The organism is Microbacterium sp. NPDC008134 (genome assembly GCF_042957055.1).
Lineage (GTDB): Bacteria > Actinomycetota > Actinomycetes > Actinomycetales > Microbacteriaceae > Microbacterium.
On sequence record NZ_JBIBHO010000001.1, the window covers coordinates 1,572,406 to 1,592,693 of the forward strand.

Here is a 20,288-nt window from a genome sequence, read left to right on the forward strand (position 1 = left end):
GATCGTGCTCCTTCTTAGCGGCCGCGACGAGAACTCGTTCTGAGCCCCTCCTCGTCGCGGAGTCCATCGTGGGCCGAACCGCCAGCTTCAGGAGAAGAGCCATGAACACCCCCGCAGTCGACGTCGATTCCTCACGCCCGAGAACCCTGGCCGAGAAGGTCTGGGACGATCACCTGGTCGTCAAGGGCGAGAACGGTGAGCCGGATCTCATCTACATCGACCTGCACCTCGTGCACGAGGTCACCAGCCCGCAGGCCTTCGACGGTCTGCGTTCGGAGGGGCGACCGTTGCGTCGCCTCGACTTGACCATCGCCACCGAGGACCACAACACGCCGACGTGGGAGATCGACAAGCCGATCGCCGACCTCACCAGTCGCACGCAGATCGAGACGCTGCGTCGCAACGCGGCCGAGTTCGGGGTGCGTCTGCACTCGCTGGGCGACTCCGAGCAGGGGATCGTCCACGTGGTCGGCCCGCAGCTCGGCCTCACCATGCCGGGGATCACGGTCGTGTGCGGCGATTCGCACACCTCGACGCACGGTGCGTTCGGAGCGATGGCCTTCGGCATCGGCACGAGCGAGGTCGAGCACGTCATGGCGACCCAGACGCTTCCGCTCAAGCCGTTCAAGACGATGGCGATCAACGTCGAGGGAACGCTGCGTCCCGGTGTCACGGCCAAGGACATCATCCTCGCCGTGATCGCGAAGATCGGCACGGGTGGCGGGCAGGGCTACGTGCTCGAGTACCGCGGCAGTGCGATCCGCGCCCTCTCGATGGAGGGGCGCATGACGATCTGCAACATGTCGATCGAGGCCGGCGCCCGCGCCGGGATGGTCGCGCCCGACCAGATCACCTTCGACTACCTCGAGGGGCGTCCGCACGCTCCGAAGGGCCAGGACTGGGAGGATGCCGTCGCCTACTGGCGCACGCTGCCGTCGGACGACGGCGCGACCTTCGATGCCGAGGTGGTCATCGACGCCGACGATCTCGAGCCGTTCGTCACCTGGGGCACCAACCCCGGTCAGGGCAGCTCCCTCTCGGCTGCTGTGCCGGATCCCGCCGCGATCACCGATCCGAACGAGCGGGCCGCAGCGGAACGCGCCCTCGAGTACATGGACCTCGCGCCGGGGACGCCCCTCAAGGAGGTGCCGGTGGATGCCGTCTTCATGGGGTCGTGCACCAACAGCCGGATCGAGGATCTGCGTGCCTTCGCGTCGATCATCGAGGGCAAGAAGAAGGCCGACGGCGTGAGAGTGATGGTCGTCCCCGGATCGGCCCGTGTGCGCATCGAGGCCGAGGCCGAGGGCCTCGATCGGATCATCAAGGACTTCGGCGCCGAATGGCGCTTCGCCGGGTGCTCGATGTGTCTGGGGATGAATCCCGATCAGCTGGCACCGGGGGAGCGCTGCGCGTCGACCTCGAACCGTAACTTCGAGGGCCGGCAGGGCAAGGGTGGGCGCACGCACCTCGTGTCCCCGCTCGTCGCGGCGGCCACGGCCATCCGCGGAACCCTGTCGAGCCCGAGCGATCTGGAGGTCTGATCATGGAGAAGTTCACCACCCACACCGGCATCGCCGCTCCTCTGAAGCGGTCGAACGTCGACACCGACCAGATCATCCCGGCCGTTTTCCTCAAGCGGGTCACCAAGACCGGCTTCGACGACGCGCTGTTCCACGGGTGGCGGCAGGACCCTGAGTTCGTGCTGAATCAGGAGCCGTACCAGGGTGCGTCGGTGCTGCTCGCCGGCCCCGACTTCGGAACCGGTTCGAGCCGCGAGCACGCCGTCTGGGCGCTGCGCGACTTCGGCTTCAAGGTCGTGCTCAGCCCCCGCTTCGCCGACATCTTCCGCGGAAACTCGGGCAAGCAGGGCCTGCTGGCAGCGACGATCTCCGAAGAGGATCTCGAGCGTTTCTGGGCCGAGGTCGAGCGGAATCCCGGGGTTCGGATGACCGTCGACCTGGAGGCGCGCACCGCCTCGATCGGCGACATCCAGGCCGAGATCGGTATCGACGATTACACTAGATGGCGGCTCCTCGAAGGGCTCGATGACATCGGGCTCACGCTGCGCAACGAAGACAAGATCGCGCAGTTCGAGGCCCGTCGCGAGTCGTGGCGGCCCCGGACCCTTCCCGTTCAGTAACGCGGTGGGGGCGGGTGGCTGAGGGGCACCCGCCCCGAACACAGTGAACTGAAGTGAGGCTCCGAATGACGACACCCGTGCGCGACGCTCTTCCGGACGGAGTCCCCGCACTCACCGGAGACGTCCTCGCGATTCGAGGCGGACGCCCCCTGCGTGGCCGCGTCGACGTCAAGGGCGCGAAGAACCTCGCCACCAAGGCGATGGTCGCGTCCCTCCTCGGCGAGACGGTCAGCGTCCTCCGCGACGTCCCGGCGATCAGCGATGTCGCCGTCGTGCGGTCGCTGCTCGAGGTGCACGGCGTGCGCGTGACCGAGGGCGACGAACCCGGTGCCCTCGTCTTCGACCCGAGCGACGTCGAGTCCGCCCACTTCGAGGAGATCGACGCCCACGCCGGCGCGTCCCGAATCCCGATCCTCTTCTGCGGTCCGCTCCTGCACCGCCTCGGTCAGGCGTTCATCCCCGACCTCGGCGGATGCCGCATCGGCGACCGCCCCATCGACTTCCACCTCGATGCGCTCCGCAAGTTCGGCGCCGTCGTCGAGAAGCTCCCCAGCGGCATCCGTCTGTCGACGCCGAACGGCCGTCTGCACGGCGCCAACATCCACCTGCCGTACCCGAGTGTCGGCGCGACCGAGCAGGTCCTCCTGACCGCTGTCCGCGCCGAAGGCGTGACGGAGCTGCGCAACGCCGCGATCGAGCCCGAGATCATGGATCTCATCGCCGTCCTGCAGAAGATGGGCGCGATCATCTCCTACGAGCCCAACCGGGTCATCCTGATCGAGGGTGTCGAGAAGCTCCGCGGCTACGACCACCGGTCGATCTTCGACCGCAACGAGGCGGCCTCGTGGGCCTCCGCCGCTCTGGCGACGGACGGCGAGATCTTCGTGGGCGGCGCGAAGCAGCAGGAGATGCTCACCTTCCTCAACGTCTTCCGCAAGGCGGGCGGATGGTTCGACATCCAGGAGGACGGCATCCTCTTCCGTCGCGAGGGCGAACTGCGCCCCGTCGTCGTCGAGACCGACGTCCACCCCGGCTTCATGACCGATTGGCAGCAGCCTCTCGTGGTCGCGCTCACCCAGGCCAACGGCCGCTCGGTCGTGCACGAGACCGTCTACGAGAACCGCATGGGCTTCACCGAGGCCCTCGTGAAGATGGGCGCCGACATCGTCGTGCACCCGCGCGGACTGCAGGCCGGTCCGCGTCGCGTGCCCCGCCGTGACCTGGAGCAGGCCGCCGTCATCACGGGACCGACCCCGCTGCACGGAGCCGACATCGTCGTGCCCGACCTCCGCGGAGGCTACAGCCATGTGATCGCGGCGCTCACCGCCTCCGGCGAGTCCAAGGTCTCGGGCGTCGACATCCTCAGCCGCGGCTACGAGAAGTTCCTCGCGAAGCTCGACGCGCTCGGCGCCGACTTCGACGTCCTCCGGTGACGCCGATGCGCAAGAGGTCGCCGGAGACAACGCGGCCGAGCATCTTCTGGCCGGTCGCGGCGATCGTGCTCCCGCTCGTCTCCCTGATCGCGAAGATCCGGGTGCGCAACCCCGAGAAGCTCCCGCGGGACGGCGCGTTCGTGCTCGCGCCGAACCACTACTCGGAGTTCGATCCGCTGATCGTGGCGGTCGCCGTCTGGCGGATCGGCCGTGCCCCGAGGTTCATGGCGAAGGAGAGTCTCTTCCGCGTCCCTGTGCTCGGGTGGATCCTGCGCAAGACGGGGATGATCCCCGTGGCGCGTGCGTCGTCGGCCACCGCGGCCAAGCAGACGATGCTGCAGTCGAAGGAGATCGTCGAGCACGGTCGCGGCGTCATCGTCTACCCCGAGGGCACGCTCACGCGTGATCCCGACCTGTGGCCGATGCGCGGCAAGTCCGGTGCGGTGCGACTGGCTCTCACCGACGGCATCCCGCTGATCCCGATGGCCCAGTGGGGCACCCAGGAGATCATGGGGCGCTACCAGAAGGGGCTGAGCCTCTGGCCGCTCCGGAAGCCCGTGAACGTGATCGTCGGCGACCCCGTCGACGTCTCCGACCTGCAGGGGCGCGGCGGCGATCAGACCGCGCTGAACGAGGCGACGACACGGCTGATGAACGCGATCACGGCTCTGCTCGAGGAACTGCGCGACGAGAAGGCCCCCGCCGAGCGGTGGAACCCCTCGACGCACGGCCAGAGGGAGACGGGTCGCCTTGACTCCTAAGCGAACGCCGCACCAGGGCCCTCGGGTCGCCGTGATCGGCGCCGGCAGCTGGGGCACGACCTTCGGCAAGATCCTGGCCGACGGCGGTGCCCACGTCACGATGTGGGCGCGCCGCGCCGAGCTCGCCCAGGAGATCAACGAGGCGAAGCGCAATTCGCGATACCTTCCCGGCATCAACCTTCCGCGGTCGATGGCGGCGACGCATGAACTGGCGACCGCGCTGGACGGTGCCGATCAGGTCTATCTCTCGGTCCCCAGTCAGTCGCTGCGCGAGAATCTGAAAGCACTGCGGCCGCTGCTCGCCGGATCGGACGCCAAGATCGTCAGCCTCATGAAGGGCGTCGAGCGCGGCACCGGGCTGCGGATGAGCCAGGTGATCCAGCAGGAGCTCCGTTGCGACCCGGATCGGGTCGCCGTGGCATCCGGCCCGAACCTCGCTCTCGAGATCGCTCGCGAGCAACCGACCGCAGCCGTGATCTCGTCGCGCAGTCAGGAGACCGCAGAGACAGTCGCCCGTGCTGCGCGCAACGACTACTTCCGCACCTTCGTGAACACCGACGTGATCGGCACGGAGTTCGGCGGCGTGCTCAAGAACCTCATCGCCGTCGCGATCGGAATCGTCGACGGCGTGGGTTACGGAGAGAACACGAAGGCGTCGATCATCACCCGCGGACTGGTCGAGATGACCGATTTCGCGGTCGCGAACGGCGCGCATCCGGAGACCCTCCAGGGCCTGGCGGGTCTGGGCGATCTTATCGCCACCTGCCAGTCGCCACTGAGCCGCAACAACACGGCCGGGCGCCTGCTCGGCCAGGGGTACAGCTTTCAGGACGTCGTCAAGCAGATGCAGCAGACGGCCGAGGGACTCGCGTCCGTCGCGCCGATCCTGCAGCTCGCCCGCGAATCCGAAGTGCACATGCCCATCGTCGAACAGGTGAAGATGGTGCTCGACGGCAAGATGAGCCCGCGCGACATCGCACCCCACCTGACGACGGACGACGACACCCCCCAGGGGGAGAGGACCAACCATGGACAAGCAGACGGTGGTGGTGCTGTTCGGAGGGCGCTCCAGCGAGCACTCGATCAGTTCCGCAACGGCGGGCGGAGTGCTGGGCGCGATTGATCGCAGCCGCTACGACGTGATCCCGGTCGGGATCACGCGAGAGGGTGCGTTCGTGCTCGAAGAGGACGACCCCGCCAAGTTCCCCCTCGACGCGGCGCACCTGCCCGAGGTCGTCGACAACGGGACGCGCGTGCTGTGGCCCGAGCCCGGGGGAGACCGCACGCTGCGGGTCGTCCGCGTCGACGGAACCGTCGAGGGCTTCGGCGAGATCGACGTCGTGCTGCCGATCCTGCACGGTCCGCACGGCGAGGACGGCACGATCCAGGGGTACTTCGACACCCTCGAGGTGCCGTACGCCGGCGGCGGCGTGCTCGATTCCGCGCTGTGCATGGACAAGCACTTCATGAAGATCGCGCTTCAGGCGGCGGGCATCGTCGTCGCGCCCTGGGTGACGGTTCGTCGCCGGGCGTGGGAGCAGGATGCCGAGACGGTGCGAGCCGAAGCGGCAAAGCTGGGTCTCCCGCTGTTCGTGAAGCCGGCGCGCGCGGGGTCGAGCGTCGGAGTGTCGAAGGTCGAGGCGCCGGACGAACTCGATGCGGCGCTGGCGATCGCCTTCGCCGAGGACGACAAGGTCCTGATCGAGACCGGTGTCACCGGACGAGAGATCGAGGTCGCGGTGCTCGAGGGCGCCGACGGCGTGCGGGCATCCCTGCCCGGCGAGATCGTCCTGACGTCGCGGGGGTTCTACGACTTCGAAGGCAAGTACCTCGGCGGAGACGGTGTCGACGTCGTGTGCCCGGCCGTGCTGACGGATGCCGAGATCGCGGCGATCCAGAGTGCGGGTGTGCGCGCGTTCGAGGCCGTCGACGGTCGCGGTCTCGCTCGTGTCGACATGTTCCTCACGCCCGAGGGGGAGCTGGTCGTCAACGAGTTGAACACGATGCCGGGGTTCACTCCGATCTCGATGTTCCCGAAGTGCTGGGTGGCTTCCGGGCTCACGTACGGCGACCTGATTTCCGAGCTCATCGAGGCCGGCCTGCGCCGCTGATCGGCCTCGATCAGCTCTCGGGAGCCTCGACGCGGTCGGTGCATCTCGCCGTCGCCCGCTCGAGGCCCGGCTGGATGCTGGACGAGAGCTTCTCGACGACGGTGCGGAAGTCGATCTCGGCGCCGCGCCGGATGATGACCTCGACGGCGGGGTCGCGCCCGTAGGTCACCAGGCGCTGACGCTCCTCCTCCTGATCGAGCACGAGCCAGTCGACGCTGCCGATCGTGGTGCAGACGAGATCCGACGGCGCGGGCGGGGCCACGCCGCAGCGGAGCACGATCGTCGGCTCGCCCCACGCACCGGTGGCCTGGGCATCCGTCCACACCCGATCGAAGCCGGCGACGTTCTCGGGCAGCAGCACCGACACGTTCGCGCAGGCGGGGTTGTTCGCGTCGTCGGCGGGCTCGAGGTGGATCGTCGTGGAGCATCCGGCGAGCGTGATCGCTGCGGCTCCGGCGACCGCAACGGCAGCAGCGAGGCGGCGGAAGAGGGGCATGCTTCCAGGCTACCTTTGAGTTCATGCCCTCCCGACCCGAGAACCACGACCCGCTGCTCGGCGAACTGTCGGAGGGCGAGGTCCTGCGCGCCATCCTCTCGCGCACGGCGCCCGGTGCGCACACGATCCTCGGGCCCGGAGACGACGCGGCAGTGATCGCCGCACCGTCGGGCTCGGTGGTCGCGACGACCGACACCCTCGTGCACGGGCCCGACTTCCGTCTCGCCTGGACCTCGGGGTACGACCTCGGGTGGAAGGCTGCCGCGGTCAACCTCGCCGATGTGGCCGCGATGGGTGCTCGTCCGACGGCCCTGCTGGTGGCGCTGGCCGTGCCGCGTGATCTCCGGCTGTCGTTCGTGGAGCGGCTGGCCGATGGCTTCCGCGAGGCCTGCGCGGCACTCGCACCGGGTTGCGCCGTCGTCGGCGGCGACCTCACGGTCTCGGATGTGCTGACCGTCGCGGTCACCGCACTCGGAGATCTCGAGGGGCGCCCGGGCGTGACCCGCGCGGGAGCGCGACCGGGGGATTCCGTTGCCATCGCCGGCGAGCTCGGACTCGCGGCCCACGGGCTGGCGGTGCTCTTCGGTCGCTTCCGCGACGGCGATACGCCCGTGCCGGTCGACCCCTCGAAGCTCGGAGAGGGGGAGGCGTCCGCAGTCGCCGCCCAGCTGCGGCCGTCCCCGCCGATCGGGCTGGGCCCGATGGCCGCGGTGGCGGGCGCGACCGCGATGATGGACGTGTCCGACGGGCTGGCGCTCGATGCGGGGCGTCTGGCGGATGCCTCGGGTGTCACCCTCGCCCTGCACGGGCATGCGCTCGGTTCCGATGCGCGTCGTGCCCTGGCCGGGGGCGAGGACCATGCTCTGCTCGCCACTTTCCCCGAGGGGATGCTCGCGCCGGGCTTCCGCCTGATCGGACGCGTGGTCGAGAGAGGCGGCGACGGAGTGCTCTGCGACGGCGAACCCGTCGACGTCGCGGGATGGGACCCCTATCGCGACTGGGACTCGGCTGCGGGCTGATCGCCCTCCATGTGCGGGAGCGGCTGAGCCCACCAGACGGTGGTGTCGCCGTAGGTCTTCTCGCGCACGAGTTCGAGCCCCGCGGCTTCGAGATCCGGGGGCGTCGATCGGCGTGCCCGCTCGACGACGACCAGGGCATCGGGGGAGAGCAGTGGGGAGAGGGCGACGAGATCCGCGGTCATCGCCTCGTCGTCGAGGTCGTAGGGAGGGTCGGTGAACACGAGGTCGAACGGGCCCTGCGAACGAACCAGGAACGGATGCACGGCGCTCTCGTGTACGCGGGCCATCGCGACGCCGCCTGCTCGCGCGACCGCGGCGGAGTTCTTCCGCACGATCGCCGCGGCGGAGCGTGCCCGTTCGACCAGATCGGCGCTGCGAGCTCCGCGGCTCAGCGACTCCAGGCCCAGGGCGCCGGAGCCGGCGTAGAGATCGAGAACCCGCGCGTCGTCGATCGCGCCGAACGATTCGAGCGCTCCGAAGAGCGATTCGCGCACCCGATCGCTCGTGGGGCGGGTGCCCGCATCCGGCACCTCCAGGCGCGTTCCTCCGGCCGTACCGGCGATGATCCTCGTCACCCGTTCACGATACGACAGGGCGGGTGACGCGGGTGTCGGTGGCGTTCCCTAGACTCGATGCATGTCGCTCACCCTGGATTCGTCGCTCGACGACGCGTTGGGTACGACGACCGCGAAGACGCTCGATCGAGCATTCTCGATGCGCACCGTCGGCGACCTGCTCTCGCACTATCCGCGCCGTTACGCGGATCCGGGGGAGCTGACCCCGATCCGCGAACTCCCGCTCGGCGAGACGGTGACGATCGTGGCCGAGGTGCTGTCATCGAGCTTCCGCCGAATGCGCAACCGCAACGGAGCGATGGTGGATGTCGTGATCGGCGACGGCATCGGGCGGATGTCGCTGACGTTCTTCGCGAAGAACATCGGGCAAGCGGAGTGGCGATCCAACGATCTCGCCGTGGGGCGACGGGGTGTCTTCTCCGGCAAAGTCGGCGAGTTCAACGGCGTGACGCAGTTCGCGCACCCGGAGTACGAGCTCTTCGACGACGAGGATTCGGCGCGTCGTCGCGCGGACGCCCGCGCCTCGGTGCCGATCCCGATCTACCCGGCGACGTCGACGGTCCAGACCTGGCAGATCGCTCGATTCGTCGGCCGGGTGATCGATGCGCTCGTCGACGTGCCCGATCCGCTGCCGGAGTCCGTGCGGGTACGTGAGGAGCTCCTCACCGCACGCGAGGCGATCGAACTCGTCCATCGCCCGCGCACCAAGAACGACATCGATCCTGCGGTGCGCACGTTGCGGATGCACGAGGCGCTGACGCTGCAGACGGCTCTGCTCCAACAGCGAGACGCGGTGCGCGCACTTTCGGCGACGCCGCGTGCCGCCTCACCGGGAGGTCTGCTCGAGCGCTTCGACGCGGCGCTGCCGTACACCCTCACCTCCGATCAGCAGACGGTCGGGGCTCAGGTCGCCGCGGATCTGATCGGCGAATGGCCGATGAACCGCCTGGTGCAGGGCGAGGTCGGCTCGGGAAAGACTCTCGTCGCCCTGCGGGCGATGCTCCAGGTCGCGGAGAGCGGCGGTCAGGCCGCGCTCATCGCTCCGACCGAGGTTCTCGCGGGGCAGCATCTGCGCTCGATCACCAAGATGCTCGGCCGCGAGCTGGCGCCGCTCGTGATGCCGACACTCCTCACCGGACAGATGCCCGCTGCCGAGCGACGCAAAGCCGCGCTCCGGGTCGCCTCGGGACAGGCGATGATCGTCGTCGGCACGCATGCGCTGCTGGGCGAGAAGACCACGTTCGCCGATCTCGGGCTCGTTGTGGTCGATGAACAGCACCGCTTCGGGGTCGAGCAGCGCGAGGCATTGCGCGCGAAGGGATCCAGCCCGCACGCGCTCGTGCTCACCGCGACGCCGATCCCGCGCACGGTGGCCATGACGGTGTTCGGCGATCTCGACACGTCGGTCATTCGGACGATGCCCGCGGGACGCGCGGGTATCGAGTCGTTCGTCGCTCCGCTCGCGGAGCATCCCGGGTGGTTCAACCGGGTGTGGGAACGCGCGGCGGAGGAGATCGCCCAGGGACGTCAGGTCTTCGCGGTGTGCGCGGCCATCGACACGACCAAGAAGACCGGCGAGGCGGGGGAGCAGCCGGCGCTCGCGCCGGAGGGGGCAGGCGGGCCGCGCTGGGGCGTCGTGCAACTCGACGAGGCTCTCGCGACCCATCCGACTCTCGGCGGGTTGCGACGCGCGGTCCTTCACGGACGTATGCCGTCCGACGAGAAGGACACGATCATGCAGGCGTTCGCGCGAGGCGAGATCGACCTGCTGCTCGCGACGACCGTGATCGAGGTCGGTGTCGACGTGCCGAACGCGTCCACCATGATCGTCCTCGACGCGGATCGCTTCGGCGTGTCTCAATTGCATCAACTGCGCGGACGAGTCGGCCGCGGTGGCGTGCCGGGTCTCTGCCTCCTGGTGACGGAGGCCGAGGCCGGCTCCGTCGCCCGCGAGCGCGTCGATGCCGTCGCGGCCACGCTCGACGGCTTCGCGCTGGCGGAGGTCGATCTCGAGCTGCGCGGCGAGGGCGACGTGCTCGGTGCCGCCCAGGCGGGAGTTCGTTCGTCACTGAAGCTTCTCCGGGTCGTGAAGGATGCGGGCCTCATCGTCCGCGCGCGCGAGCTGGGGGAGGAGATTCTCGCGTCCGACCTCGACCTCGAGCGACACGCGGGTCTGCGCGACGCGATCCTTCGACGCGTGAGCGACGAAGACAGAGCGGCGCTCGCGAAGAACTAAGACCGAGGATCGGCTCTCGGAGAGCGCATCGACGAGGTGCCCTAGGCTGGTGGGCATGAGCAGCAGGATCGCCGTCGTCCCCGGTTCCTTCGATCCGCCCACGCTCGGACACCTCGACGTGATCCGGCGGGCCGCGACCCTGTTCGACGAGCTTCACGTGCTCGTCGTGCACAACCCGGGCAAGGAGGCGATGCTTCCGATTGCGCAGCGCATGTCGTTGCTGGAACGGTCGATCGCCGACGACGGGATGCCCGGCAACATCGTCATCGGCTCGTGGAGCATGGGCCTGCTCGTCGACTACGCGCGCGACGTGAACGCGGGAGTGCTGGTCAAAGGCATCCGTTCGCAGATCGACGTGGCCTACGAGTCGCCGATGGCGATCGTGAACCGCCACCTCGCGGACATCGAGACCGTGTTCCTCCTGCCCGATCCCGCGCACGCCCTGGTGTCGAGTTCCCTCGTCCGCCAGGTGGCCTCCCTCGGCGGCGACATCTCGCCGTTCGTGCCGCCGGCGGTAGCGGAGTTCCTCGATACGGGTGCCCGGGGTATCTGAGACGGAGCGTTCGTCCAGCCCTGTCTCCATGAGGGCCGGTAGCATTGTCGGGTGCGATCCCGACTGAACGGCCCCTTCATCCTGCCCGTCCGCGACATCGTCCGGCGGCCGGGGGAGATGCGCGAGCATACCTTCACGGTGGCGCTTCCCGAGCAGTGGGGCGAAGGTATCGTCGCCTTCGAGAAGGGATCGGACCTCGATCTCGACGTGCGTCTCGAGTCGGTGCACGAGGGGATTCTGGTCTCCGGCGCCGCCGATGCCGAGTACGTCGGGGTGTGCGGGCGGTGCCTGATCGACATCGCTCGGCCCGTCGAAGTCGAGTTCCAGGAGCTTTTCGCGTATCCTGGTGAGGAAGAAACTGACTTCGAGGTTCAAGACGACCACGTGGATCTTGAAACTCTCGTCAGGGATGCGACCGTTTTGGCGCTTCCATTTCAGCCGGTGTGTCAGCCGGATTGCCTGGGTCTCGACCCGGAAACGGGCGAAAGGCTGACCGCGAGCACCGGAACGGAGCAGGCCGCTCCCATCGATCCTCGATGGAGTGCGCTCCAGCAGATCACAGACCAAGACGGAACGGCACAGAGCCGCGCCGCCGAGAAAGAAGAGAGCTAGTCATGGCTGGTAACCCCCCGAAGCGCAAGGTTTCCCGTTCGAACACCCGCTCGCGCCGCGCGCAGTGGAAGGCGGCGCCCGTCGCGCTCGTCAAGACCATCGAGAACGGCAAGGTCGTCTACAGCCGTCCGCACCAGGCGAAGGTCGTCACCGACTCGCAGGGCACCGAGCTGTTCCTCGAGTACAAGGGCCGCAAGGTCGCCGACGTCTGAGTCGCGAGTCATCGTGACGGAGGTCCCTGAGGCGAAGCGACCTCTCCCCGAGAAGCTCCGCGTCGATATCGACGCGGAGCTTCTGGAGTTGGCCCTCACCCATCGTTCCTACGCCTACGAGCACGGCGGCATCCCGCACAACGAGCGTCTCGAGTTCCTCGGCGACTCGGTGCTCGGGCAAGCGGTGACGGTGATGCTGTTCACGACGCACCCCGAACTCGATGAGGGGCAGCTGGCGAAGCGCCGGGCGAGCGTCGTGTCGACGGTCGCCTTGGCCGAAGTGGCGCGAGGCATCGACCTCGGCAGCCATCTGCTGCTGGGGCGTGGTGAAGAGCAGACCGGTGGACGCGACAAGGACTCGATCCTCGCCGACACCATGGAAGCCGTCATCGGTGCGACCTTCCTTTCGGCGGGACCGGATGCCGCGACCGAACTGGTGCTGCGCCTGACCCGACCGCTGCTCGATGACCCCGAGCGTTACGGTGCGGCGATGGACCCGAAGACCAGCCTGCAGGAGCTCGCCGCGCGCATCGGTGCCACGCCGCCCGTCTACGGAGTGGTCGCGAGCGGTCCGGATCACGACCGACGTTTCACGGCGACGGTCGTCGTCGGAGACGTGCGCATGAACGGTCTCGGCAGCAGTAAGAAGACGGCCGAGATGGCCGCGGCGCTCAGCGCCTGGCGCTTCCTCAGCGAACGTGCCTGAGCTTCCCGAGGTCGAGGTCGTCCGAGCGGGGCTCGCCCCCGCCATGACCGGCGCCACGATCGCGGGTGTCAGCGTGTTCGACGAGCGCGCCCTGACACGGCATCCGACCGGCTCCGCGGACTTCGTCCAGCGCCTGGAAGGACGCCGAGTCGTCACGGCCTCGCGACGCGGCAAGTTCCTCTGGTTGCCGCTCGAGTCCGACGGCGCGGCGCTCATCGCGCACCTCGGGATGAGCGGACAGATGCTGCTGCGTGCCCCCGATGCGTCGGCGGAGCGTCACGAGCGAATCCGGCTGCACATCCAGCATCCGACGCACGGCGAGTTGGCCGTGGTGTTCGCCGACCAGCGCACGTTCGGATCGCTCGCCGTCGACCCGCTCGTCGCGGACGGACCGAGCATGGTGCCCTCGCAGGTGCTGCACATCGCTCGCGACCCGATCGATCCGTTCTTCGACGACGTGATCTTCCGAACCGCGTTGGCGAAACGCGGCAGCGCGATCAAGCGAGTGCTCCTCGATCAGACGGTCGTCAGCGGCATCGGCAACATCTACGCCGATGAGGCGCTGTGGGCCGCACGCATCCACCCCGAGACTCCGGCCGAGCGGCTGTCGACACAGGCCGTGCGTCGGCTTCTCGGGGAGGTGCGCTCCGTGCTCGCCAAGGCCCTTGCCGAGGGCGGGACGAGTTTCGACGCGCAGTACGTCAACGTCAACGGTCAGGCCGGCTACTTCGCCCACTCGTTGAACGCCTATGGGCGGCACGGCAAGGCGTGCCCGCGGTGCGGCGGCCCGATCCGGCGGGAGGCCTTCATGAACCGCTCGTCGCACTACTGCCCGCGCTGCCAGCGCCGCCGCTGATCGGTGCCCTCCTCAGAGCTTCTTCTGCCACGCGCCGGCATACGATACCGGCACGAAGCCGATCGCCTCGTTGATGTCGAGCATCGGCCGGTTCTCCTCGGCGTTGAAGGTCGAGACCCGCGTGGAGGCGGGAGCGAGACCGCGCCACCGCAGCAGGTTCGCGCACTTCACGATGGTGCCGAGGCGATGACCTCGGTGCTCTCGAGCGACGAGGGTGCCGAACTGGTGCGTCACTCCCGACCGGTCTTCCCCGATCAGCAGTTCGTTGTACGCGACGATCGCGCCGCTCGGCACGTGTTCCACTGCAGCGACCGAGACCATCTGACCCGCGCCCATGAGACGCGCATCACGGCGCACGACGCGCGCGGCATCCCACACTTCCGCGTCGAACTCCATGTCGCCACTGGGAGCATCGGTCACCAGGCGCGCCAGCACATCGGCGTACCCGTCGCGCAGCTCCGGCGGGGTCGGCAGGTTCCATTCGACCAGGCGGTAGTCGGCCCGCGCCCGCTCCACCGCGCGCGCCAGCGACTCGCGCAGCGGCGTCGGGTCGGCGGTGAGGTCTAGTTCGCTGTTGCGCTCGACCTGCTCGAGAAGGTACCCCTGCACCTCGAGGAGGTCGGTGAGCCCGATCGCCGGCACCCGTCCCCATCCTGTCTTCGGTACCAGCATCCGATCGTGCTCGACCGGGCGGTGCAGACTCCAGATCTGCAGGACGTCGCGTCCGCGGGTGCGCGCCTCGTCCTCCGCCCGATCGAGCAGCGCCGTTTCCACGCCCGCACCCCAGTATTCCTCCGGCACGAGCAGGTCGAACTCCGCCGCCCGCGCCCCGGCATCCTGCGCGTAGTCGATGGTGACCGCGCCGACGATGAGATCGCCGCGTCGGGCGAGGAAGCCGGTATGCAGAGTATCGGTCGCGTCGTGCCACGCGGGGAGCATCTGCGCGGCCGTCGGCGCGAGGTCGGGCAGGCCGACCATCTCGTCGCAAACTCGGTGTCCGAGTTCGCCGGACGCGAGGAAGCCCGCAGCATCGTCGCCGTCGAGCGCGGCGGGAGCCACGAGGGGGACGATCGTGATCGGAGCGGTCATGTCAGTTCCTTCTTCCACACGCCCTCGTAGGCGCACGCAGTGAAGCCCATCGCTTCGTTGATGTCGAGCATGGGCCGATTCTCTTCGGCGTTGTAGGTGATCACCCGCGTCGACGACGGAGCGACGTCGTTCCACGCCGCGAGGGCGGCGCATTTCACCCGTAGTCCGAGCCGATGCCCGCGGTGCTCGCGCAGCACGAGCGTGTCGTGCTGGATCGTCGTGGTCGATCCGCCCGTGCCGGTGCCGAGTTCGGTGAACGCCGCGAGTTCGCCGGTGCGGATGTGCAGGGCGGCGGTCACCTGCAGGGTGTGTCCCGCCTCGGCCTGGCGCTGCTCCATGCGGCGCACGCGCGCCGCATCCCAAGCCTCCTCATCGGTGTCGAGGTCGGCCGACGGTGCGTCCGTCGACATCCGCGACTTCAACCAGGCGTATCCGTCGACGTGCGCGTCCGGGGTCGGCAGCGTCCACGTCACGATCCGGTAGTCGCTCGAGGCCGCCTGCGCTTCGGCGGAGAGGTCCACGCGCCTCGCCCGCGCCGGGGCGTCGAGCTCGAGCAGGCTGATCCGATACACCTGTTCGAGCGAGAAGCCGCTCCGGGTGAGGAAGCGGGCGACGTGGTCGTCCGGGACGCTGCCGTAACCGGTAGGCGACGGGAGCTGCACGCCGTCGGTGGCGGGCTGTTCCGTCGAGTTCTGGATGACGCTGCGACCATGGGATCGCGCGGCATCCTCGATGTGCGGAAGGATCGCTCGTCCGATTCCACGGCCCCATGCATGCGGGCGCAGCTCAATCGTCGCGGTCGCCACTCGCGATCCCTCTTCGAGGGGGAGATCGACCATCGCGCGCCCGATCATCTCGTCAGAGAGGCGAACGGCCCATACGAGAGTCTTCTGCTCCTCCCGTGACCGCAATCGGGGAAGCAGCTCGCTCGGGGACAGGTCCTGCTCGTCTCGTCCGGTGAGTTCGCGGTACACGAGGTTGCGGACGCGGGCGAGTTCACGGAACTCGCCCGCGTCCGCTGCATCCGCTCGGGCCGGGACCGCGAGCGGATGCAGGGTCGCGCCTGCGCTGAGGGGGATGCTCATCTGATCCTCCTTCTCAGTGCATCTGGCGCTGGAGGTGGTACGCGAGGATCGTCGCGGTCTCCTGGGGGCTGCGGTGCTGCTCGTGAAGGAACAGCGGTGCGGCCGGAGCGAACTTGCGCTTCGGTCGGCGGGGACGCTGCGCCCGGCGGAGCAGCCAGAGGCCGACCCGCAGAGACAGGCGATCGCCGAGCGACAGCGCGCGAAGCTCGTCGTGTTCGGGGATGTGCAGGACCGTGCGGTCCTGAGTATCCGGTGGGTGGGTGATGTTGCGGGACAGCGTGATGTTCACGATTGTTTCCTTCGAAAGGGGTGTGCAGAGGTGCGGAAGCGCGACGTCGACGTCTGCAAGGAGCGGACGGACGAGCGCGGATGGCGCGGAGGGCGGATGCCGGATGACGGAGCCGAGGACCGGTGACGATCAGCGGCGGCGCACGGGGCGATCGACGCGGAGCGATCCCCTCGACGGGGATCAGCGAAGGGCAGGTGCTGTACTAGGAGACAGCGGTGCCGAAGACGCCGAGATCGGTTACCGAGTGCGCGAGGCGCAGCGCGGAAGCGCGCGCGACAAGGCCGGTGGCCTGTGCGGTGAGCTGGATGTTCATCATCGGTAACCTCCTTTCTTGAGGCGTCGGACGCCCAAGTTAGCGAACGTCGGCCCACAGAGTCAAGCAATTTCCCAGTTTCACGGCGTGTCGCGCGTGTCGGGCTCCCCGTTCCTCCGCGCGGTCTCCCGGCCGAACCGCGGGTTTCCGGTAACGTATGGGCGTGATTCTCCCCGAACGATCGGTGCCCCGATGCATCTGAAGAGCCTGACCCTCAAGGGCTTCAAGTCGTTCGCGCAACCGACCAGTTTCGTCTTCGAGCCCGGCGTCACGTGCATCGTCGGGCCGAACGGCTCGGGTAAGTCGAATGTGGTCGACGCCCTCGCCTGGGTCATGGGGGAGCAGGGGGCGAAGACCCTCCGCGGCGGCAAGATGGAAGACGTCATCTTCGCCGGTACCTCGACGCGCGGCCCGCTCGGTCGTGCAGAGGTCCAGCTCACGATCGACAACAGCGACGGCGCACTCCCGATCGAGTACGCCGAGGTGACGATCAGCCGCACGCTCTTCCGCAACGGATCGAGCGAGTATGCGATCAACGGCGACAGCTGCCGACTGCTCGATGTGCAGGAACTGCTCAGCGATTCCGGCCTCGGTCGTGAGATGCACGTGATCGTCGGTCAGGGCCGTCTCGACACGGTTCTGCAGGCGTCGCCCGAGGACCGGCGCGGATTCATCGAAGAAGCCGCGGGCATCCTCAAGCACCGTCGTCGCAAGGAGAAGACGGTGCGCAAGCTCGACGCGATGGAGACGAATCTCACGCGTCTCAGCGATCTCGCCGGCGAGATCCGGCGCCAGCTCAAACCGCTCGGTCGTCAGGCCGAGATCGCGCGTGAGGCGCAATCGATCGCGGCCGTCGTGCGCGACGCGAAAGCGCGCATTTTCGCCGACGACGTCGTCGCTCTGCGCACGGCGCTGGCCGACCATACGCGCACCGAGAAGGAGCGGCACACCGAGCGCCTCGTGCTCTCGGACCAGGCGGAGACCGTGCGAGCGAGCATCCATCGGCTCGAGCAGGATCAGAACTCCGTCGCGGTCGATCAGGCGCGTGGCGTGGCGTTCGGGCTCGAGCAGGTGCAGGAGCGCATGCGGGGTCTCTACACGCTCGCGAATCAGCGGCTCGCCCTCCTCGGTTCCGAGGACGACGATGCCGCCGTGACCGCGGTCACCGTGACGCAGGCGACGATCGACGAGGCCACGGACGACATCACCGAGATCTCGGCCGGTCTCGGCGACGCCCAGGATGCGGCGGTCTCGGCGAGTCGCGAGGTCGTGAATGCTCGGGCCGAGCTCGACACCCTCGACGTCGACATCGCCGAGCAGAGTGCGCTCGTGTCGGAGTACGACATGCGCCTGTCGGAGTTGCGCGGAACGGCGGACGCCGCGGCGTCCGCCCTCGCCGCTGTGCGCGGTGCAGTTCTCCGCCAGGAGAATGCGCTCGAGGCCGCGAACGATCGGCGTCGTGAAGCCGCCGAGGCGCTCGAGGCGGTCGAGGATGCCGAGGCCCCGGAAGGTTCGGCGGCGGAGTACTCCGCCGCGTACGAGAGCGCGCAGCGCGCGGCGACGGCTGCCGAGACGGAGAGGGAGACCCTGCGCGAACGGCTGCATGCCGCCGAGCGCGAGGTCGACTCGCTGACCGCGAAGGCGGCCGCTCTCGGGAGCGCGCTGGCGCTGTCGGGAGGTTCTGCCGAGATCGTGAAGGCCGGCGGTCCGGGTATTCGGGGGCTTGTCGGCGACGCGGTGCAGGTGCGCTCAGGGTTCGAAGCGGCGGTCGCCGCGGTACTCGGGCCATTGGCAGAGGGTGTGCTCGTGGACACGACGATGGATGCCTTTGCCCTGGCATCCGAGGCGGCCGACCAGCGCCGCGGAGTCGTGGACTTCGTGGCGGCCGAGACGGCTCGACGCGCGGTCGAACTCCCACAGCTCGCCGGAGTGACTCCCGCTGTGGAGGCGGTCGAGGCGCCTCAGGGAGTGCTCGGCATCCTCGCGCACGTCGTCATCGCCGACGATCTGGCTGCGGCGCGGACGGCGCGCGCGGCGCTCGACGCGCTCGACGACGAGTCGACGACCATCGTCACCGTCGGCGGAGACGTCGTCACCGCGCACAGTCTGCGCACGGGGTCGGGAGGAGAGCGTTCACGCCTCGAACTCGCCGCCGAGCGCGACGCCGCCACGGAGCGGCTCGCTGAGGTGCAGGTGATCGTCGACTCGCTCCGCGAAGCGCGGCAGGACTCCGACGATGCCGTTGAGACGACGCGGCGTCAGTCGAAGGACGCCCTGCGCGCCTTGCGCGAACTGGATGCGGCACTGGCCACCCATGCAGAGCAGGTGAACCGCATCACCGTGCGTCACGAGGCCGCGGTCGCGGAGTGCGAGCGCCTCGAGACCGGCCTCGCCCAGGCGCAGTCGGCGGTGGCGGATGCCGAGGCGAAGGCGGAAGCCGCGAAGAACGCACTCGAGGGTGCCGTCTCCGCGCCGCGCCCTGTGCTCGATGCCTCGGCGCGTGACGGGCTGCTCGAAGCGCTGGAGGCGGCGCGCGAGGGCGAGGTCCGCGCCCGACTCGAGATCGAGACGCTTCGCGAGCGCGTGCGTGCGGCGCAGTCGCGGGTGACCGCGCTCGAGCGTCAGCGCGAGCAGGAGCGGGATGCCGCGGCCGAAGCCGCGCGTCGTGCCGTGATCCGCCGCGCGCAGCGCGAGGCGGCGGCCGGCGTCGCGGAGGAGCTTCCGCGCGTGCTCGACTCGCTCGACCGATCGGTCACCGAGGCGCGAGTGGCGCTGGCCGAGGCCGAGACGGCTCGAGCCGCTCAGAGCCAGGAGCTCACCGGTCTGCGCGCTCAGGAGTCCTCGTTGCGCGAACGTCTGGCCGGTCTCACCGAGAGCGTGCACGGCCTCGAGCTGCAGATCCACGAGAAGAAGCTCCATCTGACCGGACTGCTCGAGCGCGTCGCGTCCGAGCTCGCGCTCGACGAGGACATCCTCGTCGCCGAGTACGGTCCCGATCAGCCCGTCCCGCGCGACGTCGCCGAGGTCTCGGACGATCACGAGATCGAGGCCGAGATGACCATTCCGTTCGATCGGCGCATCCAGCAGCGCCGTTTGGCCGACGCCGAGCGCAAACTCGCACAGCTCGGGCGGGTGAACCCGCTCGCGCTCGAGGAGTTCGCCGCACTCGAGCAGCGGCATGCGTTCCTCACCGAGCAGCTCGCGGACCTCACGCAGACGCGTCAGGACCTGATGACGATCATCGCCGACCTCGACGAGCGGATGCAGACCATCTTCGCGAGTGCGTTCGCCGACACTCAGGAGGCGTTCGGCGAGGTCTTCCCGCTGCTGTTCCCCGGCGGGTCGGGGAGCATCTCGCTCACCGATCCGGAGAACATGCTCACGACCGGGATCGAGGTCGCCGTGCGCCCGGTCGGGAAGAAGATCGAGCGGCTCTCCCTGCTGTCGGGCGGAGAGCGGTCGCTGGCGGCCGTTGCTCTGCTCGTGGCGATCTTCAAGGCGCGTCCGAGCCCGTTCTACATCCTCGACGAGGTCGAGGCCGCACTCGACGACGCGAACCTGGGGCGACTCCTCACGGTCTTCGAGCAGTTGCGAGAGACCTCGCAGTTGCTCGTGATCACGCACCAGAAGCGCACGATGGAGATCGCCGATGCGCTGTACGGCGTATCGATGCGCCAGGACGGCGTCTCCGCGGTGGTCGGGCAGCGCGTGGGTGATCGCGCGGCGGCGGCGAGCTGACACCGACCGGCGAATCGCCGGGCGACGGCGGCGGACTCGGCCAGGCGTCCGGCCCCGTAGGCTG

19 protein-coding genes are annotated in these 20,288 nt (G+C 68.8%); 14 read left to right on the plus strand and 5 right to left on the minus strand.

Annotated features, from left to right (window positions below; translation table 11 throughout):
- Positions 1-101: 101 nt before the first annotated feature.
- From leuC to ACFY9N_RS07415, 6 genes are all read left to right on the plus strand, one after another.
- Positions 102-1,541: a 3-isopropylmalate dehydratase large subunit gene (leuC, locus tag ACFY9N_RS07390; RefSeq protein ID WP_391477770.1), complete on the plus strand. Its 1,440-nt coding sequence runs from the start codon at positions 102-104 to the stop codon at positions 1,539-1,541.
- A gap of 2 nt (positions 1,542-1,543) precedes the next feature.
- Positions 1,544-2,140: a 3-isopropylmalate dehydratase small subunit gene (leuD, locus tag ACFY9N_RS07395; RefSeq protein ID WP_391477771.1), complete on the plus strand. Its 597-nt coding sequence runs from the start codon at positions 1,544-1,546 to the stop codon at positions 2,138-2,140.
- A 65-nt stretch (positions 2,141-2,205) separates the two neighbouring features.
- On the plus strand, positions 2,206-3,573 hold the full coding sequence (gene murA, locus ACFY9N_RS07400; protein ID WP_391477772.1) for a UDP-N-acetylglucosamine 1-carboxyvinyltransferase: 1,368 nt from the start codon (positions 2,206-2,208) through the stop codon (positions 3,571-3,573).
- A 5-nt stretch (positions 3,574-3,578) separates the two neighbouring features.
- Complete coding sequence (locus ACFY9N_RS07405) at positions 3,579-4,334, plus strand: lysophospholipid acyltransferase family protein (RefSeq protein ID WP_391477774.1); 756 nt, start codon at positions 3,579-3,581, stop codon at positions 4,332-4,334.
- The gene (locus ACFY9N_RS07410; RefSeq protein WP_391477775.1) at positions 4,324-5,457 is read left to right on the plus strand and encodes an NAD(P)H-dependent glycerol-3-phosphate dehydrogenase; all 1,134 of its coding nucleotides are present in this window, start codon (positions 4,324-4,326) and stop codon (positions 5,455-5,457) included. The genes ACFY9N_RS07405 and ACFY9N_RS07410 overlap by 11 nt, the downstream gene beginning before the upstream one ends.
- Positions 5,363-6,445, plus strand: coding sequence for a D-alanine--D-alanine ligase family protein (locus tag ACFY9N_RS07415; protein WP_391477776.1), 1,083 nt, complete (start codon positions 5,363-5,365; stop codon positions 6,443-6,445). Before ACFY9N_RS07410 ends, ACFY9N_RS07415 begins: the two co-directional genes overlap by 95 nt.
- Before the next feature lie 10 nt (positions 6,446-6,455).
- Here the strand turns inward: ACFY9N_RS07415 and ACFY9N_RS07420 are convergent, their stop codons facing one another.
- Complete coding sequence (locus tag ACFY9N_RS07420; protein WP_391477777.1) at positions 6,456-6,941, minus strand: DUF3515 family protein; 486 nt, start codon at positions 6,939-6,941, stop codon at positions 6,456-6,458.
- 23 nt (positions 6,942-6,964) lie between these two features.
- Here ACFY9N_RS07420 and thiL point away from each other — a divergent pair, with 23 nt between their 5' ends.
- A complete protein-coding gene (gene thiL, locus ACFY9N_RS07425; protein ID WP_391477778.1) occupies positions 6,965-7,960 on the plus strand; it encodes a thiamine-phosphate kinase in 996 nt (331 codons plus the stop codon).
- Here the strand turns inward: thiL and rsmD are convergent.
- Positions 7,930-8,535, minus strand: a complete 606-nt coding sequence (gene rsmD, locus ACFY9N_RS07430; RefSeq protein WP_391477780.1) for a 16S rRNA (guanine(966)-N(2))-methyltransferase RsmD — start codon at positions 8,533-8,535, stop codon at positions 7,930-7,932. The genes thiL and rsmD overlap by 31 nt on opposite strands.
- A gap of 61 nt (positions 8,536-8,596) precedes the next feature.
- Here rsmD and ACFY9N_RS07435 point away from each other — a divergent pair, with 61 nt between their 5' ends.
- The 6 genes from ACFY9N_RS07435 to mutM all read left to right on the plus strand — a co-directional run bounded on the left by ACFY9N_RS07435 (position 8,597) and on the right by mutM (position 13,710).
- Positions 8,597-10,771, plus strand: a complete 2,175-nt coding sequence (locus ACFY9N_RS07435; protein WP_391477782.1) for an ATP-dependent DNA helicase RecG — start codon at positions 8,597-8,599, stop codon at positions 10,769-10,771.
- Between the two features lie 55 nt (positions 10,772-10,826).
- Positions 10,827-11,324, plus strand: coding sequence for a pantetheine-phosphate adenylyltransferase (coaD, locus tag ACFY9N_RS07440; RefSeq protein ID WP_391477783.1), 498 nt, complete (start codon positions 10,827-10,829; stop codon positions 11,322-11,324).
- 63 nt (positions 11,325-11,387) lie between these two features.
- Positions 11,388-11,936 (plus strand): YceD family protein, encoded by a 549-nt coding sequence (locus ACFY9N_RS07445; protein ID WP_391478468.1) that lies wholly within the window; start codon positions 11,388-11,390, stop codon positions 11,934-11,936.
- A 2-nt stretch (positions 11,937-11,938) separates the two neighbouring features.
- Positions 11,939-12,148 carry a 50S ribosomal protein L32 gene (gene rpmF, locus ACFY9N_RS07450; protein ID WP_247622624.1) on the plus strand — a complete coding sequence of 70 codons (210 nt, stop codon included), beginning with the start codon at positions 11,939-11,941 and terminating at the stop codon, positions 12,146-12,148.
- 13 nt (positions 12,149-12,161) lie between these two features.
- Complete coding sequence (gene rnc, locus ACFY9N_RS07455; protein WP_391477784.1) at positions 12,162-12,854, plus strand: ribonuclease III; 693 nt, start codon at positions 12,162-12,164, stop codon at positions 12,852-12,854.
- The gene (gene mutM / locus ACFY9N_RS07460) at positions 12,847-13,710 is read left to right on the plus strand and encodes a bifunctional DNA-formamidopyrimidine glycosylase/DNA-(apurinic or apyrimidinic site) lyase (RefSeq protein ID WP_391477785.1); all 864 of its coding nucleotides are present in this window, start codon (positions 12,847-12,849) and stop codon (positions 13,708-13,710) included. The genes rnc and mutM overlap by 8 nt, the downstream gene beginning before the upstream one ends.
- 12 nt (positions 13,711-13,722) lie before the next feature.
- Here mutM and ACFY9N_RS07465 read toward each other — a convergent pair whose 3' ends face one another.
- From ACFY9N_RS07465 to ACFY9N_RS07475, 3 genes are read right to left on the minus strand one after another with little or no spacing between them, the layout of a single operon-like run.
- Positions 13,723-14,799, minus strand: coding sequence for a GNAT family N-acetyltransferase (locus tag ACFY9N_RS07465; RefSeq protein ID WP_391477787.1), 1,077 nt, complete (start codon positions 14,797-14,799; stop codon positions 13,723-13,725).
- The gene (locus ACFY9N_RS07470) at positions 14,796-15,884 is read right to left on the minus strand and encodes a GNAT family N-acetyltransferase (RefSeq protein WP_391477788.1); all 1,089 of its coding nucleotides are present in this window, start codon (positions 15,882-15,884) and stop codon (positions 14,796-14,798) included. The genes ACFY9N_RS07465 and ACFY9N_RS07470 overlap by 4 nt, the downstream gene beginning before the upstream one ends.
- 13 nt (positions 15,885-15,897) lie before the next feature.
- Positions 15,898-16,173: a hypothetical protein gene (locus tag ACFY9N_RS07475; RefSeq protein ID WP_391477789.1), complete on the minus strand. Its 276-nt coding sequence runs from the start codon at positions 16,171-16,173 to the stop codon at positions 15,898-15,900.
- Positions 16,174-16,678: 505 nt separating this feature from the next.
- On the opposite strand from ACFY9N_RS07475, the gene smc reads away from it, so the two are divergent.
- Positions 16,679-20,224 carry a chromosome segregation protein SMC gene (smc, locus tag ACFY9N_RS07480; RefSeq protein ID WP_391477790.1) on the plus strand — a complete coding sequence of 1,182 codons (3,546 nt, stop codon included), beginning with the start codon at positions 16,679-16,681 and terminating at the stop codon, positions 20,222-20,224.
- The last annotated feature ends 64 nt before the right edge of the window (positions 20,225-20,288 follow it).

Excerpts from the sequence above, each read along its gene's own strand:
- ACFY9N_RS07415 (WP_391477776.1), top strand. The coding sequence starts at position 5,363 with ATGGACAAGCAGACGGTGGTGGTGCTGTTCGGAGGGCGCTCCAGCGAG.
- ACFY9N_RS07435 (WP_391477782.1), top strand. The coding sequence starts at position 8,597 with ATGTCGCTCACCCTGGATTCGTCGCTCGACGACGCGTTGGGTACGACG.
- coaD (WP_391477783.1), top strand. The coding sequence starts at position 10,827 with ATGAGCAGCAGGATCGCCGTCGTCCCCGGTTCCTTCGATCCGCCCACG.
- leuC (WP_391477770.1), top strand. The coding sequence starts at position 102 with ATGAACACCCCCGCAGTCGACGTCGATTCCTCACGCCCGAGAACCCTG.
- ACFY9N_RS07405 (WP_391477774.1), top strand. The coding sequence starts at position 3,579 with ATGCGCAAGAGGTCGCCGGAGACAACGCGGCCGAGCATCTTCTGGCCG.
- leuD (WP_391477771.1), top strand. The coding sequence starts at position 1,544 with ATGGAGAAGTTCACCACCCACACCGGCATCGCCGCTCCTCTGAAGCGG.
- ACFY9N_RS07420 (WP_391477777.1), bottom strand. The coding sequence starts at position 6,941 with ATGCCCCTCTTCCGCCGCCTCGCTGCTGCCGTTGCGGTCGCCGGAGCC.
- rpmF (WP_247622624.1), top strand. The coding sequence starts at position 11,939 with ATGGCTGGTAACCCCCCGAAGCGCAAGGTTTCCCGTTCGAACACCCGC.
- murA (WP_391477772.1), top strand. The coding sequence starts at position 2,206 with ATGACGACACCCGTGCGCGACGCTCTTCCGGACGGAGTCCCCGCACTC.
- smc (WP_391477790.1), top strand. The coding sequence starts at position 16,679 with ATGCATCTGAAGAGCCTGACCCTCAAGGGCTTCAAGTCGTTCGCGCAA.
- ACFY9N_RS07470 (WP_391477788.1), bottom strand. The coding sequence starts at position 15,884 with ATGAGCATCCCCCTCAGCGCAGGCGCGACCCTGCATCCGCTCGCGGTC.
- ACFY9N_RS07465 (WP_391477787.1), bottom strand. The coding sequence starts at position 14,799 with ATGACCGCTCCGATCACGATCGTCCCCCTCGTGGCTCCCGCCGCGCTC.
- thiL (WP_391477778.1), top strand. The coding sequence starts at position 6,965 with ATGCCCTCCCGACCCGAGAACCACGACCCGCTGCTCGGCGAACTGTCG.